General features: G+C 35.2%; 13 protein-coding genes. 8 read left to right on the top strand and 5 right to left on the bottom strand.

Annotated elements, in window-relative coordinates; genetic code table 11:
• From GBO31_RS21970 to GBO31_RS21980, 3 genes are all read right to left on the bottom strand, one after another.
• Window positions 1–2,254, bottom strand: a 2,254-nt coding sequence (locus GBO31_RS21970) for a BspA family leucine-rich repeat surface protein (protein WP_219010718.1), incomplete at its 3' end; no start/stop codon positions are given.
• Between the two features lie 532 nt (window positions 2,255–2,786).
• On the bottom strand, window positions 2,787–4,388 hold the full coding sequence (locus GBO31_RS21975) for a tetratricopeptide repeat protein (RefSeq protein ID WP_219010719.1): 1,602 nt from the start codon (window positions 4,386–4,388) through the stop codon (window positions 2,787–2,789).
• Window positions 4,389–4,609: 221 nt separating this feature from the next.
• Window positions 4,610–7,942 carry a beta strand repeat-containing protein gene (locus GBO31_RS21980; protein ID WP_219010720.1) on the bottom strand — a complete coding sequence of 1,111 codons (3,333 nt, stop codon included), beginning with the start codon at window positions 7,940–7,942 and terminating at the stop codon, window positions 4,610–4,612.
• Between the two features lie 287 nt (window positions 7,943–8,229).
• Between GBO31_RS21980 and GBO31_RS21985 the strand changes: the two genes are divergently transcribed.
• Genes GBO31_RS21985 through GBO31_RS21995 form a run of 3 tightly spaced genes read left to right on the top strand, consistent with a single transcriptional unit; the run spans window position 8,230 to window position 11,751 of the window.
• Window positions 8,230–8,715 carry an acetyl-CoA carboxylase biotin carboxyl carrier protein subunit gene (locus GBO31_RS21985; protein WP_219010721.1) on the top strand — a complete coding sequence of 162 codons (486 nt, stop codon included), beginning with the start codon at window positions 8,230–8,232 and terminating at the stop codon, window positions 8,713–8,715.
• Window positions 8,716–8,763: 48 nt separating this feature from the next.
• Window positions 8,764–10,206 (top strand): acetyl-CoA carboxylase biotin carboxylase subunit, encoded by a 1,443-nt coding sequence (locus GBO31_RS21990; protein ID WP_219010722.1) that lies wholly within the window; start codon window positions 8,764–8,766, stop codon window positions 10,204–10,206.
• A gap of 3 nt (window positions 10,207–10,209) precedes the next feature.
• Window positions 10,210–11,751 carry an acyl-CoA carboxylase subunit beta gene (locus GBO31_RS21995; RefSeq protein WP_219010723.1) on the top strand — a complete coding sequence of 514 codons (1,542 nt, stop codon included), beginning with the start codon at window positions 10,210–10,212 and terminating at the stop codon, window positions 11,749–11,751.
• Window positions 11,752–11,811: 60 nt separating this feature from the next.
• Here the strand turns inward: GBO31_RS21995 and GBO31_RS22000 are convergent, their stop codons facing one another.
• Complete coding sequence (locus tag GBO31_RS22000; RefSeq protein WP_219010724.1) at window positions 11,812–11,970, bottom strand: hypothetical protein; 159 nt, start codon at window positions 11,968–11,970, stop codon at window positions 11,812–11,814.
• Between the two features lie 332 nt (window positions 11,971–12,302).
• Between GBO31_RS22000 and GBO31_RS22005 the strand changes: the two genes are divergently transcribed.
• Entirely contained in the window at window positions 12,303–12,659 is a 357-nt protein-coding gene (locus tag GBO31_RS22005) for a hypothetical protein (protein ID WP_219010725.1), read from the top strand.
• 494 nt (window positions 12,660–13,153) lie between these two features.
• Here the strand turns inward: GBO31_RS22005 and GBO31_RS22010 are convergent, their stop codons facing one another.
• Window positions 13,154–14,044 (bottom strand): hydroxypyruvate isomerase family protein, encoded by an 891-nt coding sequence (locus GBO31_RS22010; RefSeq protein WP_246615952.1) that lies wholly within the window; start codon window positions 14,042–14,044, stop codon window positions 13,154–13,156.
• 337 nt (window positions 14,045–14,381) lie between these two features.
• Between GBO31_RS22010 and GBO31_RS22015 the strand changes: the two genes are divergently transcribed.
• The 4 genes from GBO31_RS22015 to GBO31_RS22030 all read left to right on the top strand — a co-directional run.
• Window positions 14,382–16,073, top strand: coding sequence for a GMC oxidoreductase (locus GBO31_RS22015; RefSeq protein WP_219010726.1), 1,692 nt, complete (start codon window positions 14,382–14,384; stop codon window positions 16,071–16,073).
• 10 nt (window positions 16,074–16,083) lie between these two features.
• Window positions 16,084–16,722, top strand: a complete 639-nt coding sequence (locus GBO31_RS22020; RefSeq protein WP_219010727.1) for a gluconate 2-dehydrogenase subunit 3 family protein — start codon at window positions 16,084–16,086, stop codon at window positions 16,720–16,722.
• A gap of 25 nt (window positions 16,723–16,747) precedes the next feature.
• The gene (locus tag GBO31_RS22025) at window positions 16,748–17,734 is read left to right on the top strand and encodes a sugar phosphate isomerase/epimerase family protein (RefSeq protein WP_219010728.1); all 987 of its coding nucleotides are present in this window, start codon (window positions 16,748–16,750) and stop codon (window positions 17,732–17,734) included.
• A gap of 22 nt (window positions 17,735–17,756) precedes the next feature.
• On the top strand, window positions 17,757–18,338 hold a 582-nt coding region (locus GBO31_RS22030; RefSeq protein WP_219010729.1), incomplete at its 3' end, for an MFS transporter.

An 18,338-nucleotide genomic window follows, 5' to 3' on the forward strand; every position in this document is an offset into this window, starting at 1 on the left:
CCAGATTTTGGTCAAAATTAGGGCAGTTTGCTAGCATGTTACTCATATTAGTAACATTTTGAGTATTCCAAGTACTAATATCTTCATTGAATGGCGTATTTCTGAATAAAAATCCCATATCCTGCACATTGCTAACATCCCATGTACCTATTGCACCACCATTATCTACTATACTCGAATTTAAAAAGAACATACCTTGCATACTGGTAACTACACTTAAGTCAGGAACATCTGTAGCATTGATAACCATATTAGTTGCGCTATCAAAAGCTCCTTCCATACTTGTCCATTGTTGAGATCCCCATTGCTCTATGGATTGAATTTTAGCAGCATTAGAAATATAACCTCCCAATCCTGGATTATAAAACCTTGGAAAATCTCCTATAATTCTAACCGTATAAGTTCCTGCAGTAGCATATTCGTGTAGAGTGTTTCCAGTTAAACCAGTTTCAATTATTCCATCTCCCCAATCAATACTATAATCATATCCAATTCCAAATGTTGGAATCGTAATAGACTCGTTTGTTGAAGTTGTTTGCCAGGTTGTTATAAAGAAATCTGTAGATGTACAACCTAATCCTTCATCAGTAATTGACCAATTATATGGAGCATTGGTTAAGGTATTTCTGGCAGCTTCTCCTAAACAATAGGTAGCATCAACATCTAATATGATATCACTGGGAATTTGTGTTTCTCCACTATCTAAAGTTGCCCAACCGATTAGGGTTACATCATAATTTTCTGTAGAAAGGGCTGTATCCCGAAGCATCGTGTCCATACTTGTGGCACTGCTAACATCCCATTGACTCAAATCTTGATCAAAAGAGGTAGCACTCAGGAACATAAAGTCAAAGCGGGTTGCTCCGCTTACATCCCAATTAGCAATACTACTACTATTAAATGCTATTGCATCACTAAACGCGAAAGTAAAATCTTCAATACCACTGGTATCCCATCCAGAAAAATCAACACTAAAATCTTTATCCAGGGAATGACATGAGGCAAACATAAATCGCAGCGAAGTAACGTTTGATAAATCGGGGCTGTCCGCCGCTTTCACTTCTAAATTACCACATCCTAGAAAAGCTCTTTCCATAGAGGTCCATTGTTGTATCCCCCATTGATCTATAGCAATGATTTTGTCTTTATCTATAGAGCTGCCATTAAAATAAATTCTTGGAAAATTTCCTATGATTCTAACCCTATAAGTTCCTTGTGTAGCATATTCATGAGTAGCATTGCCTGTTGATCCAAATTCTATATTTCCATCACCCCAATCAATATCATAATTATACCCAGAACTTGTGGTTGGAATCGTAATACTTTCAGCGTTAGAAGTTGTTTGCCAAGTAGTGATAAAGAAATCTGTGGAAGCACAAGTGGTTCCACTATCGGTAATAGACCAATTATAGGGAGCACTAGTTAAAACACTTCGAGCATCAATTCCGACGCAATAGGTGCTTGAACCTCCATTAAAATTAATATTAGAAGGGACATCGTCAATACCATCAGCTGCATTACCACTTGAATCCAATCCCCAACCAATTAAGGTAGCATCATAATTAGCTAAAGAAAGTCCTGAGGTAACCAACATATCAGACATGTTGGTCACATTGCTAATATCCCAATTACCTAGGTTTTGATCAAAATTTGGGCAGTTGGCCAGCATATTGCTCATATTGGTAACATTCTGAGTATTCCAACTACTGATATCCTCATTAAACGGAGTGTTTCTAAATAAGTACCCCATATCCTGTACATTACTTACATCCCAAGTACCCATAGCGCCTCCATTATCCACAAGACTAGAATTTAAAAAGAACATTCCTTGCATACTGGTTACTATACTCAAATCGGGAACATCCGTAGCGTTAATCACCAGATTTGTTGTACTATCAAATGCATTTTCCATGCTTGCCCACTGTTGTGTACCCCATTGCTCAATAGATTGAATTTTAGCCGCATTGCTAAAATACCCTCCCATTCCTGGAGAATAAAACCTTGGAAAATCACCTGTGATTTCAACGGTATAGGTATCTGCTACAGCATATTCATGCGTAGCATTTCCAGTCAATCCATTCTCAATTGTACCATCTCCCCAGTTTACTGAATAGTTGTATCCAGATCCAGTGGTGGGAATAGTAATCGTTTCATTTGCGCTAGTTGTCTGCCAGGTTGTAATAAACTCGGTTTGAGCAAACCCAGCAGTAAAAAAACTAACAATAAAAAAAAGTGTAATGTAAAGGTGTTTCATCTGTTGCTTTTATTTGGTTTATAAGCCAGATGGAATTCGCCAGTAGTAATGATCATTTCAAGAAAAGTCATTTTAATGGCTCATTTCATAAAGGGGCTTTTTGTTAAAAAAGAGTTGAAATAAATTCTTAAAATCGAGTGCAAAATTAACAGGATTTTAAGGGTTGCAAAGGTTTTGGGGGTTGCAAAAGGGTTGCAAGAGGGTATTTTTGAGGTTGCAGAGATATTTTTTGCTTTTTCTTTATGGTTGCTATGTCGGTCCCTTCGAGAGCCTCAGGGTCCATGCATATCGAGGAGTGAAACCCTTCGAGAGCCTCAGGGTTCGTACACATCGAGGGCTGAGGCTCTCGAAGCCCGATATGAGGAGGACACACAATCCTAATCGACACTGAAACACTCGAACTGACGATACGTTATATTCAAAGTTTGACACTCCGGCATACTATAACCAGAATCAGAATTTGACCCTTCGAGAACCTCAGGGTCCACACGCATCGAGGGCTGAGGCTCTCGAAGTCCGAAAAGAGAGCATATCAAACCCCAGTATTCTTAATAAACTCGATAATATCTTGTTTAGAATCTACTCCTATCTTTTTACGAATTCTAGATCGCGCAGATTTAATGGCCGAAACTGTATTGTTTTGTAGTTTACTAATTTCAGTAGCATTGAGTCCTAAGGTCATTAAACACAACAACTCTTTTTCTTTTTCCTTTAAATCTGGAAACTTGCTATCTAAAATCACTTTAAAATCCATACTTACTGTATCCATATAGGATTTTAGATCTGTAGTACTGGTGGTGGTTGCTTTTTCCGACAATAAAGATGCAGATAAAGATTGTAAAGCAGTTTTACGTTCTTTTTCGTTTTCTAACTTTATAATCTCCTTAATGTCACCCAAGGTTTTACTCAATACTTCCTGTCGTAAAGAATTTTCTATAACCGCATTCTTCAATTCTTTTTCTTTGGTAACCAATGCTAATTCTGCTTTTACCTTTTCCAATTGCTCACTTGCTAATTCTTTATTTGATAACGCAAGTCGCTGCTTCGCGTTTTTACGCGTCAACCAGAAAATAATACACCCCATGATGATAGCTATGACAAAAAGTAACAGATACAGTTGTTTTTTTGATGTTTCATTCTCCAATCGTAGTTCGCCCGCTTGCTTTTCTTTATCAAATTGATAATTCAGCTCTAATTCTGTAATACGTTTGGTTTTTTCTATATCATTAATAGAATCATTATACATCTTATATAGCTTGTAATCTTGTAAGGCTAACTTATATTCTTTTCGAGTTTCATTCAGATTACTTTTACTGTAGTACTGTGTTCTTAATAGTCCATTATTTTTAATCTTTTTAGCTTCTGTAATGGCACTATCTAGATATGGAACAGCATTATCGTATTGTTGCAATGCATTGTACAACACTGCAACATTTAAATAACTCACACTCAGCTCATTTAGATCTTCTGCTTTTTTAGAGATACCAATATTTTCTTTGTAGATTTCAATTGCTTTATCATATTCCTTATTTGAGTAATATAATGAGGCTAAGCTTCCATTCGCTTTTGACTTACGAAGATCAGAACACGGCAAATCTTTTACTATAGCAATATGAAACCTTGATGAATCCAATTGTTTGTTTTGATAATAGGTAACTGCCAACATATGATGAGATAAGGCAAGATCTTCTATATCTACCAACTTTTCTTTGATTTGTATTGCCTTTTGTAAATATTGTTTTGCTTTCCTATACTCTTTTTGACGTCTGTAAAACATTCCGAGATTATGAAACGTCAATCCAATGCCCGTAGAATCCTGAATACCTTCAGTGATATCCAATGCTTTTAAATACTTCGTAAGGGCATTATCGAAACTTCCTTCTTTGCTATCTAATATCCCCAGATAATTCAATGATTCTGCTTTACAACTTTGATAATAATTACCATTTTTCTTATCGATAATTTTTAATACATCATTAAAAATTATCCTCGTGGTATCAACATTCGATGTAAGTAATTGTTTTGCCAAATCTATTTGAAAACGAATTTGAACAGAATCGCTAGTTGCTTCTTTAACATTATCTTTTAACTGTTTTGCTATACTATCACTGGATTGTGCATAGCTCTGTATCATACAAAGAAAGAGAAAAATAATAGGGTATAGTAGTTTCAAAGGGAGTATTAGGTTTTAATAGTGCGTAACAAAAGGTTTATATGATTTCAAAAATACAAGATATTTTTTATATCCCTAGGAAACCTTTTCAACCAGTAAATAACATAAATTTATCTAGTTCTTTCATAAAAAATCCCGATACGTATTCCGTATCGGGATTAAAGTAACCTAAATATATTTTCTTAATTAATTACCATTCTTCTCGTAGCAACTTTTTTGTTATCCGTAAATAACGTATAAAAATAAGTTCCAGATGCAAGTCCATCACTATTGATATGTAATTCTCCTTCTCCTACTTCTCCAATATCAATTGTAGAAATAACTTGCCCATTCGTATTACTGAATACAATTGAAGCCTTGCGCACACTTGTTGGAATATAATATTTAATGGAAGAAGTAGCATCAAAAGGATTAGGAATATTTTGGTACAATACCGCTTTTTGATTTGCCCTTCCTTCTACATTACCTATTCCTAAAGTTTGTTCCAAATTGCTCAACCTAGTTTCCAAATCGGTTAACAACGGAGATAAATCTACTGTTACTGAAGCTCCATTTTGAATTTCAATAGTAAGATCTGTACCACTAAGACTAGCTGAAGTTAAATCTTGTCCATCTGTATTTACAAAGGCTGAAAAATCTACTGCATTTCCATTACTAATACTTAAGGTAGTATCAGTTAAATTTAAGGTTTGACTATCAGTTCCAGTTCCATCCTGTAAAGAAGAAAGATCCACTGTATTTCCATTACTGATACTTAGGGTATTATCAGTTAAATCCAAAATTTGACTATCAGTTCCAGTTCCATCCTGTAAGGAAGAAAGATCTACTGTATTCCCATTGCTAATACTTAGGGTAGCATTCATTAAATTTAATGTTTGGCTATCAGTTCCGGTTCCATCTTGCAATGAAGATAGATCTACCGTATTTCCTCCAGAAATTGTCAGATCTGTATCATTCAAACTTAACTGTTGACTATCTGTATTATCTAAATAACCTGAAAGATCAATAGTAGAGGCATTACCTGAAATGCTTAAGGTATTCGTTGCTAATGATAATGCCTGTGCATCTGTATTATCTAAATATCCAGATAAATCTATTGAAGTCGCATCGTTTGTTAAACTTAAGGTGTTATCTGTTAGCATTAAATCCTGGTTATCTGTATTGTCCAAAAAACCTGAAAGATCAATAGTTGATGTATTACCTGAAATGCTTAAGGTATTTGTTGCTAATGATAATGCTTGCGTATCCGTATTATCTAAATATCCAGATAAATCTATTGAAGTCGCATCGTTTGTTAAACTTAAGGTATTATCTGTTAGCATTAAATCCTGGTTATCTGTATTGTCCAAATAACCTGAAAGATCAATAGTAGAGGCATTACCTGAAATGCTTAAGGTATTTGTTGCTAATGATAATGCTTGCGCATCTGTATTATCCAAATATCCAGATAAATCTATTGAAGTTGCATCATTTGTTAAACTTAAGGTGTTATCTGTTAGCGTTAAATCCTGGTTATCCGTATTGTCCAAATAACCTGAAAGATCAATAGTAGAGGTATTACCTGAAATACTTAAGGTATTCGTTGCTAATGATAATGCTTGYGCATCTGTATTATCTAAATATCCAGATAAATCTATWGAAGTCGCATCATTTGTTAAACTTAAGRTGTTATCTGTTAGCATTAAATCCTGGTTATCCGTATTGTCCAAATAACCTGAAAGATCAATAGTWGAKGTATTACCAGAAATGCTTAAGGTATTGGTTGCTAATGATAATGCTTGTGCATCTGTATTATCTAAATATCCAGATAAATCTATTGAAGTCGCATCATTTGTTAAACTTAAGGTGTTATCTGTTAGCATTAAATCCTGGTTATCCGTATTGTCCAAATAACCTGAAAGATCAATAGTAGAGGTATTACCTGAAATGCTTAAGGTATTCGTTGCTAATGATAACCCTTGCGCATCTGTATTATCTAAATATCCAGATAAATCTATAGAAGTCGCATCGTTGGTTAAACTTAAGGTGTTATCTGTTAGCGTTAAATCCTGATTATCTGTATTGATAGCAACCGTATTTACCCAAGTGGTACCATTCCAAACAAAAAGTGAACTTAGATCGGTATCATAAACCAATAATCCCGCATCTGTAGTTGTTAATGCATTTCCGCTAGCCGCTGCTGTTACCATAGTGGTACGTTGAGCAGTTGTAAGTCTGTTCATTAAAAAACCTTTATCTGTATCTGCTAATTCTAAAGATGCATTTTGATTTGCTGCTACCGTTCCGATACCCACACTTACTCTATTGGTAGCTGTATTACCACCAAGTGCCATCGTATTTGGCGTAGTAATGTTCAAATTATGACCTAACGCTACAGAATATGGTTGGTTTACGCTGCTAAATGCTCCAATCACAATAGCTCCATTATTATTACCTCTTGATTCTGCATCATGTCCAATGACTACTTTTTCATTACCATCCAATACAATAGAAGTCCCCATAAATACATTACGTTGATTTCTATTACTACCTCCATTACTTAAAAAATCTGCATTCCAACCTATTCCTACATTATCTGAACCAACTCTATTTGTACCTCCAGCAGTAGCTCCTAAAAATGTGTTCCTATTAGAATCATCTGTACCTCTCAACCTATTATTATCATAACCTGCTCCATATCCCACGAATGTATTTCCATGAGAATTGGTACTATTTGCTCCAGCGTCAAAGCCTATAAAAGTATTAGCGCCACCTATAACATTATCTTGACCGGAACCAGCACCAACGAAGGTATTTCCTAATCCTGTAGTATTATCTGCTCCACTAGCCTTTCCTTCTGAAGAAATTTGATAAGAATCATCAATACTCTGAAGATCAAACTGTACGCCAGAAAGAGATCCTCCTCCGATAAAGGTATTGGATCTTCCTATAGTATTGTCATGGCCTGTAAATCTTCCAATAAATACATTATTAGATCCTGTAGTAGTATTTATTCCTGCGTCTTCTCCTATAATTACATTACGATCACCGGTAGTTAACTCTTTACCTGCTTCTTCACCAATAATTGTATTGTCATTACCTTCTGTTAAATTCATACCTGCCTCTTGTCCAATAATCACATTATCTCCGGCACTATTGTATCGTGCTACAGAATTGCCTATATACACATTATCAAAACTACTGGTTGTTTGATCTGCAGAAAAAACTCCTAATACTATATTGTCATTGTCGCTACTATTGAATTTAGCTCCTGCTAAACCTCCAATCAGTACATTTCTTAAACTAGAATTTAAGTTTCCTCCAGCTCCAGGACCAAAAATAAAATTCCAATCGCCACTTGTCAATTGCGAACCTGGATCAAAGAAGTCATTTCCATCATAGGGTTCTGGAGTACTTGTACCAGCATTTTCCTCAGGTATTATGCTTGCTCCACTAACTTGATTATTTGTCTGTGCCTGAAATTGAACCGTGTAAAAAATAAAGATGGTTGCTGTAAAGTGTAAAAGTCTTTTCATATAAAGGGGATTAAATTTGATGACAAAATTATGTGAATACTTAAAAAAAGATTTAAGGAAAGGGGTAGCAAAAAGGTTGCAAGCTTATTTTTTTGGGGATTATACCGCTAGACTGATCATATTTGGTGGTCTCAAAACAGAAAAACAATCAAGTTAACAATGGTGACCTTCTTTTTTTCATTTTCTTAGAAAACAGACCTCTTATCAAACAATTTTTAAAAATTTCACAAGAAATACCTACGATGAATATAAATACCTATATTTATCCACCAAATGAATGATTATTTATGAATGCAACATATAAGGTAAAAGTAAATAAGGATTTTGAATACACAATAGACCAAGAAGCAGTATCAAAAACGGATATTATTAAGACTTCAGATTCAAAATTTCATCTTCTCGATAAGAACAAATCGTATCATAGCGAAATTATCAAATCAGATTTTAACAACAAGAAATACAGCGTAAAAGTAAACTCCAATACTTATGAAGTAGACATTGCTGATTCATTGGATATGATGATCGCTGAAATGGGATTTTCTGTTGGAGCCTCCAAACAAATAAATGCTATCAAATCACCAATGCCAGGATTGATTATTGATATTCAGGTAGAAGTTGGACAAACGGTTGAAGAGGAAGACTATTTATTAGTATTAGAAGCTATGAAAATGGAAAACATCATAACTTCTCCAAGAGCAGGAACTATTAAATCTATCGATGTCGCAAAAGGTGATGCCGTAGATAAAGGAAAATTATTAATAGAGTTCGAATAACAGTTCTTGTCATTTTAACTATAAAACTATCATAAGTTCTAAATGATTATGAAAAAAATATTAGTCGCTAATAGAGGCGAAATTGCTATACGGGTAATGAAAACCGCTAGCAAAATGGGGATTAAAACGGTAGCTATATATTCTACTATCGATAGAAATGCACCACATGTGGCTTTTGCGGATGAAGCAGTTTGCGTGGGAGAAGCTCCTTCTAGTGAATCTTATTTATTAGGAAATAAAATTATTGAAATTGCTAAAGAATTAAACGTAGATGCTATACATCCTGGATACGGGTTCTTGAGTGAAAATGCTGATTTTGCATCTGAAGTAGAAAAAAATGATATCATATTTATTGGACCCAAGTCCAAAGCGATAGAAATTATGGGAAGTAAGCTTGCTGCTAAAGAAGCTGTTAAAGCGTATGATATTCCTATGGTACCAGGTATCGAAGAAGCGATTACAGATCCTGAAAAAGCTAAAGAAATTGCCAGAGAAATAGGGTTTCCTATTTTAATCAAAGCCTCTGCTGGTGGTGGTGGAAAAGGAATGCGTGTAGTAGAAAAAGAGGAAGATCTGGAATCTCAAATGCAACGTGCGATTAGTGAAGCTGTTTCTGCCTTTGGTGATGGTTCGGTATTTATCGAAAAATATGTAGGTTCTCCCAGGCATATCGAAATTCAGGTAATGGCGGATACACATGGCAATGTGTTACATTTTTTTGAAAGAGAATGTAGTGTACAACGAAGACACCAGAAAGTAGTAGAAGAAGCGCCTTCTGCTGTACTTAGTCCAGAATTAAGAATTAAAATGGGAGAAGCTGCGGTTAGAGTAGCTAAAGCCTGTGATTATGTAGGGGCTGGAACAGTAGAATTTTTATTAGACGAGCAACATAATTTCTATTTCCTAGAAATGAATACGCGTTTACAGGTAGAACATCCGGTTACTGAATTGATCACTGAAGTAGACCTCGTAGAACTTCAAATAAGAGTAGCTAGAGGAGAAAAACTTGATATCAAACAGGAAGATTTAACTATCAAAGGACATGCATTAGAATTAAGAGTCTATGCAGAAGATCCTATGAATGATTTCTTGCCAAGTGTTGGAAATTTGGAAACCTATCAAATACCTGTTGGTGAAGGTATTCGCGTTGATAATGGATATGCAGAAGGAATGGATATTCCTATTTACTACGACCCGATGTTATCCAAATTAATTACTTATGGAGAAACCCGTGAAGAAACAATCGAATTAATGATCAAAGCTATTGATCATTATCGCGTGAAAGGGGTACAGACTACCTTATCTTTTGGAAAATTTGTGTGCCAACATGAGGCTTTTAGATCAGGAAATTTCGATACTCATTTTGTAAAGAAATATTATACGGCTGATGCCTTGAAAACAGAAATGGAAGAAGAAGCCAGAATTGCAGCATTGATTGCATTACAACAATATCAAGAAGATCAAAAACAATTAAGATTACCAACACACTAGGATATGAATTCGAAAATAAAAGTTTTACAAGAAAAAATTGATCAGGCGCATCTTGGTGGTGGTGAACAACGCATAGAAAAACAACACCAAAAAAAGAAATTGACCGCCAGAGAGCGTATTGCCTACTTCTTGGATGAAGGGTCTTTTGAAGAAATTGGCATTCTAGTTACCCATAGAACTACTGATTTTGGTATGCAAAATGAAGTATATTATGGTGATGGTGTAGTGACAGGTTATGGAACGGTAAACGGAAGGTTGGTCTATGTTTTTGCACAAGATTTTACAGTATTTGGAGGAGCTTTATCTGAAACACATGCAGAGAAAATTTGCAAAGTAATGGATTTAGCAGTCAATGTTGGTGCTCCTATTATTGGCCTAAATGATTCTGGTGGAGCAAGAATTCAGGAAGGTGTGCGATCTTTAGGTGGTTATGCTGATATTTTCCATAGAAATGTACAAGCTTCTGGTGTTATCCCTCAGATTTCAGCAATTATGGGACCTTGTGCCGGTGGTGCAGTATACTCGCCAGCAATTACTGATTTTACATTGATGGTGGAAGATACCAGTTATATGTTTGTAACGGGGCCTAATGTGGTAAAAACTGTTACTAATGAAGAAGTTACCTCTGAAGAATTGGGAGGAGCTAGTACACACTCTACAAAATCAGGAGTAGCTCATATTACCTCTCCAAATGATGTTCAATGTTTAGAAGATCTAAAAACATTACTTAGTTATCTTCCACAAAATAATAAAGAAACAACAAAAACAGTTCCTTATACATTAGGTGATGAAAAAAGAGCTGTTCTAGCAGATATTATTCCGGACAACCCTAATAAACCTTACGATATGCATGAGGTGATTGGCGGAATTATTGATGAAGATTCTTTCTTTGAGATTCATAAGAACTATGCTGAGAACATCATCGTTGGTTTTGCTAGAATTGGAGGTAAAAGTGTTGGTATTGTTGCGAATCAACCTATGTTTCTTGCAGGGGTTTTGGATGTAAACAGTTCTAAAAAAGCAGCTCGTTTTACACGTTTTTGTGATTGTTTCAACATTCCTTTATTAGTATTGGTGGATGTTCCAGGATTTTTACCAGGAACCGATCAAGAATGGAATGGAATCATTGTACATGGTGCAAAATTACTGTATGCCTTAAGTGAAGCTTCAGTTCCAAAAGTAACCGTAATTACTAGAAAAGCCTATGGAGGAGCCTATGATGTAATGAATTCTAAACATATTGGAGCAGATCTTAATTTTGCCTGGCCAACTGCGGAAATAGCGGTTATGGGTGCTAAAGGAGCTAGTGAAATCATCTTTAGAAAAGAAATTAAAGCGGCAGACGATCCAGCTGCAAAACTAGCAGAAAAAGAGGCTGAATATGCAGATACCTTTGCAAATCCTTACAGAGCTGCACAACGTGGATTTGTAGATGAAGTGATCTTACCAGAAGATACCAGAAGAAAATTGATCAAAGGATTTAGCATGTTAGAAAATAAAGAGATCAATCAACCGAAAAGAAAACACGGTAATATTCCTTTATAAATAATAGGTATTATCTAATAAAAAAGAAAGGAGCAAGTTTAAACTTGCTCCTTTTTATTTTTACCACGTATTTACGCAACAACAATTAGATTCTGGAGGAGGTGGATTTGAGGAATCACAAAAACAGAAAAAGCATGGCCCATTAAAATTACCTCCGTTAATAGCCTTTAGTTGATTTGCATCTAACTTTTTACCAAGATTTGAAATTTTTTGTAACATATAAATTGGTTTTAAGAATTAATTACATATGTAAGATACTAAAATAATGGCAGTTATACTCAAATCAACATAAAATTGAATATCGATAGCTTCCGTAACTATTTACAATAAAACCACTACGATTTAATTACGTTATTTGATGTATTTTACTTCCAGTCATGATACTCGAATTAATGTTATTCATCTTTTTTCAATACCTTTTAAGTATTCATTGAGTATCCTTCATAAAAGATACCGCTGCAATATGTTTCCAAAAACTTCTATTTTTAGATTTAAAAGTGGCTATCATTTTTTTATTTTAGCAACTACAATCTAGATATACTGTATGCCCCATGAATAATAGACAACTAACAAAATTTGCCATCTATGCAATTGCTGTGCTTTGTGCAGCTTTAATTAACGAATTCGTAATTAAATTTGTAAAAAAACAAATTCACGAACAAGGCTATCTTTTAGTATTAATCGATATGCTTATAGTAGTGCTAATTTTTGCTCCAGCCTTTGCTTTAGTTTCTAAATACACTAAAAAACTATCCAAAGCCTATATCAAAACCTCTAAAAAGGTATCGAGTAGCAAAAATGGAAATTTACTAGGCTTTACAGTAGCCATTATTATTCTGTTCATACTTTTTGCATACTTGCGTCATAACATTAATGTAATTCAGGATCTAAAAACAATGATCCCATAGTTGAATTATATGGTGACTTAAACCTGACTCCTATTTAAAATTTCGATTCTTTAAAAATATTCAAGCCTAGGTTTTAATGTAAACACAAGTAATATTTTGCACAAAAATAGCGTACTCAAAAGTTAAAAAATTAACGATCCGTTACTTGTTAGGGGTACCTCGTGGGTACCCTCTCCCTACCTCTGAGGTACCCTGTACCTACCTTAGTACTAGGATGGTCGAACCTAAAAGAGAGGTTACACTATGCTCTGAGCTTAGTGTCACTATGCTTTGAACTAGGTGGTATGAAGCTTTGAGGTACCCCTACCCACCATTAGGGGTACCCCTATCCACGTTTAAGGGTACCCCTAACGATACTTTAACGAACAAGACCCTACCTATATAGGTACCCCCTCCCCACCTATTGGGGTGGGTTTTCGGTAATTATAGTTGAATTTTGTTAAAGAAATATTAATTATTAATGTACAGCAAATATCTTCGGTAGTATCGAAAAACTATACATCACAAATTTGGATTCCCTCTTTTAGCGCTGCAAGATTATCTTCGTAAGTTGGTATGAATTCCTGAGCTACATATCCTTTAAATCCGGTGGCTACAATTGCTTTCATGATTGCAGGATAATTGAGTTCTTGTGAGTCGTTAATTTCATGTCTTCCAGGAACGCCACCTGTATGATAGTGAGCAATATAATCTTTGTACTTTCTAATAGTAGCAATAATATCTCCCTCCATGATTTGCATATGATAAATATCATATAGCAACTTAAAACTATCAGAACCTATTTTATCTACTAATTGAACTCCCCAAGGTGTATGATCACATTGATAATCTGCATGATCAACTTTACTATTCAATAATTCCATGATCAAAGTAACCTTATTTTTCTCTGCGTGCTTTACCAAAGGTTCTAATCCTTTTGCACAATTCTCCCATCCTTTTTCATTCGAAATACCATTGCTATTCCCCGAAAATACGATCACTTGTTTCACTCCAGCATGAGAAGCTTTCGAAATGAGTTCTAAATACTGCTTTTGTAATTTCTCATGGTTTTTCGCATCGTTAAACCCATCAGTAATACTAGCAAATGTGTCTGTTGCCACAGAACAAGAAAGTCCCTTTTTTTGAACTATATCCCATTCTTCTGGTTTTAAAAGATCTATAGCTTTGATACCAATATTCTTAGATTTTTCGGCAAATTCTTCCAATGGTATACTTTGATAACACCATCGACACACAGCATGATTGACATTTCCTTTTAGTACTTCGGGAAAATCATTTGAAAGATCTCTCGATAATGTCTGTCCAACCGCTGAACCACTGATACTCAAAGCCCCAAAGCCCAAGGACATATTCTGAATTGCTTTTCTTCTATTTAGTTTAGCCATAACCCCCAAAATTGAATAGTTTATAAAACACTGCTAATTTAATTAATGATTTGTTAATTTTATTGTTAATACAGAAACAAACTTCTTATATTAGGAGCGAAATTGCTTAAACAATCTCAATTGAATTATGATTTCCTAACATTTCATTTTTCAAATTACCTTTCTTCAAGAACAAGAAGAAAACAGACAAACAAAAGACTACTATCAGAGCGTACTTAATCAAGCCAAAAAAGCTTGATAAGAGATTTATTTTATTGAATACATAAAATGGGAAGATTGACAGCAATCTCTCATCTTTTAATTTAAAATATATACTGTCTGTAAACATCAAAAAAGTATGGAACAAGAACCTCAATTTGACGCTATTGTCGTTGGAACAGGAATTAGTGGTGGCTGGGCTGCTAAAGAACTTTGTGAAAAAGGTTTAAAAACACTCGTATTAGAAAGAGGTCGTATGATCACACATATTGACGATTATACCACTGCTAATGATGATCCTTGGGATTATGAGTTTAAAGGAGAACCTTCTAGAGAAGAAATTGCCGAGCAACCCAAGCAGCATAGAACTGGGTATGTTACTGATAAAGCGCATCGCCACTTTTTTGTAAATGATCTTAAACATCCTTATAACGAAATAAAACGATTCGACTGGATTCGTGGATATCATGTTGGTGGAAGATCGCTCATGTGGGGAAGACAAAGTTATAGACTTTGTGATTTTGATTTTGAAGCCAACAAAAAAGAAGGTATTGCTGTAGATTGGCCAGTACGATACAAAGATATCGCTCCTTGGTATGATAAAGTTGAAGAGTTTATTGGAGTAAGTGGAGAAAAATTAGGTTTGGAACAATTACCAGATGGACAGTTTTTACCTCCAATGGAATTAAACTGCGTAGAAGAGCATCTAAAAAAGAATATTGCAGAGAATTATGAGGATCGATTACTTACTATTGGAAGAACCGCTCATATTACTGGTACCAAAACTTTTGAAGGCAGAATGAACTGTCAATATCGTAATCGATGTATGCGTGGATGCCCATTTGGAGCTTACTTTAGTAGTAATTCTTCTACCTTACCTGCTGCTGAAAGAACAGGTAACATGACCTTGCGACCAAATTCAATTGTACATCAAGTACTGTATGATGATACAACTGGTAAGGCTACTGGCGTTGAAGTAATCGATACCATTAGCAAAGAAAAGATGCAATTTACTGCTAAAGTTATATTCTTATGTGCTTCAGCGATTGCTTCAGCAAGTATTTTGATGCAATCCAAATCCGAACGTTTCCCGAATGGAATGGGAAATGATTCTGGTGAATTAGGTCATAATATCATGGATCATCATTTTAAAGCTGGAGCTGTTGGGAAATATGATGGTTATAAGGATCAATTTTATAAAGGAAGAAGACCTAATGGTATTTATATACCTCGATTTAGAAATATTGGTGGTGAAACCGATCAGGAGAATTYCAAACGTGGATACGGGTATCAAGGTGGCGCTAGCCGATCTAATTGGGAGGAAACCATTGCCGAGCTTGGTTATGGAGCTGAATTAAAGGAAAAAATATTAGAACCAGGAGGCTGGCGATTCGGACTCTTGGGATTTGGTGAATGTTTACCATATCACGAAAATAAAATGATACTGGATTATGATAATTTGGATGAATGGGGGTTACCTACCGTAACATTTGATGCAGAATTCAAAGAGAATGAGCTGGAGATGCGTAAAGATATGATACAACAGGCAATGGATATGCTTTCTAAAGCTGGATTTACAGATATACAACCTTGGGATGATATCGGAGCGCCTGGTTTAGGGATTCACGAAATGGGAACTGCTCGTATGGGACGAGATCCGAAAACTTCTGTACTCAATGGAAATAATCAAATCCATGCAGTACCTAATGTATATGTTACTGATGGTGCTTTTATGACCTCAGCAAGTTGTGTCAACCCATCGCTTACTTATATGGCTTTCACGGCACGTGCTGCTAATCATGCCGCAGAACAAATCAAAAAAAACGCTTAATCCAAGTATTATGAACAGAAGACAAGCCTTAAGAAATATTGGACTATCAGCAGGATATATTGCTGCTACTCCTACCCTTTTCAGTCTATTGCAAAGCTGTAAAAAAGAGTACGTATTGGATTGGACACCAGAGCTTTTATCCGTTGATGAAGGAAAAGCCCTAGAAAATATTATTGATCTTATACTACCTGAAACTGATATTCCAGGAGCAAAATCATTACACATACCGATGTTTGTTGACAAGTTTATCAATCGTGGTATCGAAGAACCAGAAGAAGCGCAAATGTTTAAATACGGTGCTGGTGTTATTATGAAAGAATTGGGAGTTAGTGAGGAAAAAAGCATTGATGATGTAACCACAGAAGAATACGATGCTTTATTGGCTAAATATTTAAAACTTCCTAAAGAGCAGCGAAAAGCATATTGGGAAGAGTTTTCTGATATAGAAAGTCCAGAAGATTTGGAAAATGTATCACAAGAAGCCTTATCTTTTATTTTCTTATCTTCAGTAAGAGATTTATCTATTTTAGGATTTAAAAAATCAAAAGAAATTGCTGAAAACGTATTAAACTACTTACCTGTCCCAGGAGAATATATCGGTTGTGATTCTGTTCAAAATCTCACCGGTGGAAAAGACTGGGCTTTATAATTATTACCTAACTAAATATAAAATTATGTACAAAACAATCTTTAAGGGGCTTTTATGTTTGCTAATTATTAGTTCCTGCAAGAATACCACAAAAGAAAATACTACCACCGAAACACAAGAAGAAGAAACCCTTCCGGAACCACCAAAAGATCCGGAACCTATCTTTGAATTATCCCTAGCGCAATGGTCGCTTCATAAAGAAATCCAATCTGGAAAATTAGATCCTATGGATTTTTCAGAAAAAGCTAAAGAATTAGGTTTTACAGGAATCGAATATGTAAGTCAGTTATATACCCCTATGTATAAAGATGCTGATGATCCTGAAAAAGAATTACAAGAAATCCTGAATGCGCTAAAAACAAAAAGCGATCAGCATAACGTTCAAAATTTACTCATCATGGTAGATGGTGAAGGAGATTTGGCTGTGCTCGATGAAAAAGAAAGAAACCAAACGGTAGAAAACCATAAGAAATGGGTAGATGCTGCTCAATTTTTAGGATGTCATTCGATCCGAGTAAATCTATTTGGCACAAATGATCCTGAAAAATGGGTGGAAGTAGCTACGGATGGGTTAAAGAAATTATCGACATACGCAGCTACTAAGAGTATCAATGTAATTGTAGAAAACCATGGATATCTATCTTCTGATGCCTCCTTATTAGTGAAAGTGATGCAAAACGTGAATATGAAAAACTGCGGAACTCTTCCTGATTTTGGAAACTTTTGTCTGGAACGAGAAGGCGGTGAACGATGGGGCGCAAAATGCGTAAAAGAATATCCAAAATACAAAGGTATCGAAGAAATGATGCCATTTGCCAAAGGTGTTAGCGCCAAATCGTATGATTTTGATGCAGATGGAAATGAAACTACTATCGATTATAAAAAAATGCTAGATATCATCAAAGCTGCAGGATATCAAGGATATATTGGTGTTGAATATGAAGGATCACGATTGAGCGAACTTGATGGTATCATCGCCACAAGAGATCTACTAATTAAGCTATCTAAGTAACCTTTATTAATCGTTCTTAATTATGAAGAAATTTATTCAATTTCAGTTATCTCTAATGATGTTTTTAGAGTTCTTTATTTGGGGTGGTTGGTTTGTTACTCTTGGTACTTTTTTAGGAAATAATTTAAGTGCATCTGGTGGTGAAATAGGTCAAGCATTTTCTACTCAATCCTGGGGCGCAATCATCGCTCCTTTTATTATCGGACTGATCGCTGATCGCTTTTTTAATGCAGAGCGTATCTTAGGAATTTTACATCTAATAGGAGCTTTTTTAATGTATCAAATGGCGAATGCTACTGATTTTTCAGTGTTCTATCCATATGTTTTAGGATATATGATAGCTTACATGCCAACGTTAGCTTTGGTAAATTCAGTTTCTTTTAATCAGATGAAAGATCCTGCTAAAGAATTTCCATTTATTCGTGTTTGGGGTACAATTGGCTGGATCTTAGCAGGACTGTTAATAAGCTTTGCTTTTCATTGGGATGCAAAAGAAAGTATTGAAAATGGATTACTTAAAAACACCTTTTTAATGACAGCGATTGCATCGGCAGTTCTGGGAGTTTTTAGTTTTACATTGCCTAAAACACCTCCAAAAGTTGGT

Origin of the sequence: Aquimarina litoralis, assembly GCF_019295435.1 — a bacterium.
Taxonomy (GTDB): domain Bacteria; phylum Bacteroidota; class Bacteroidia; order Flavobacteriales; family Flavobacteriaceae; genus Aquimarina; species Aquimarina litoralis_A.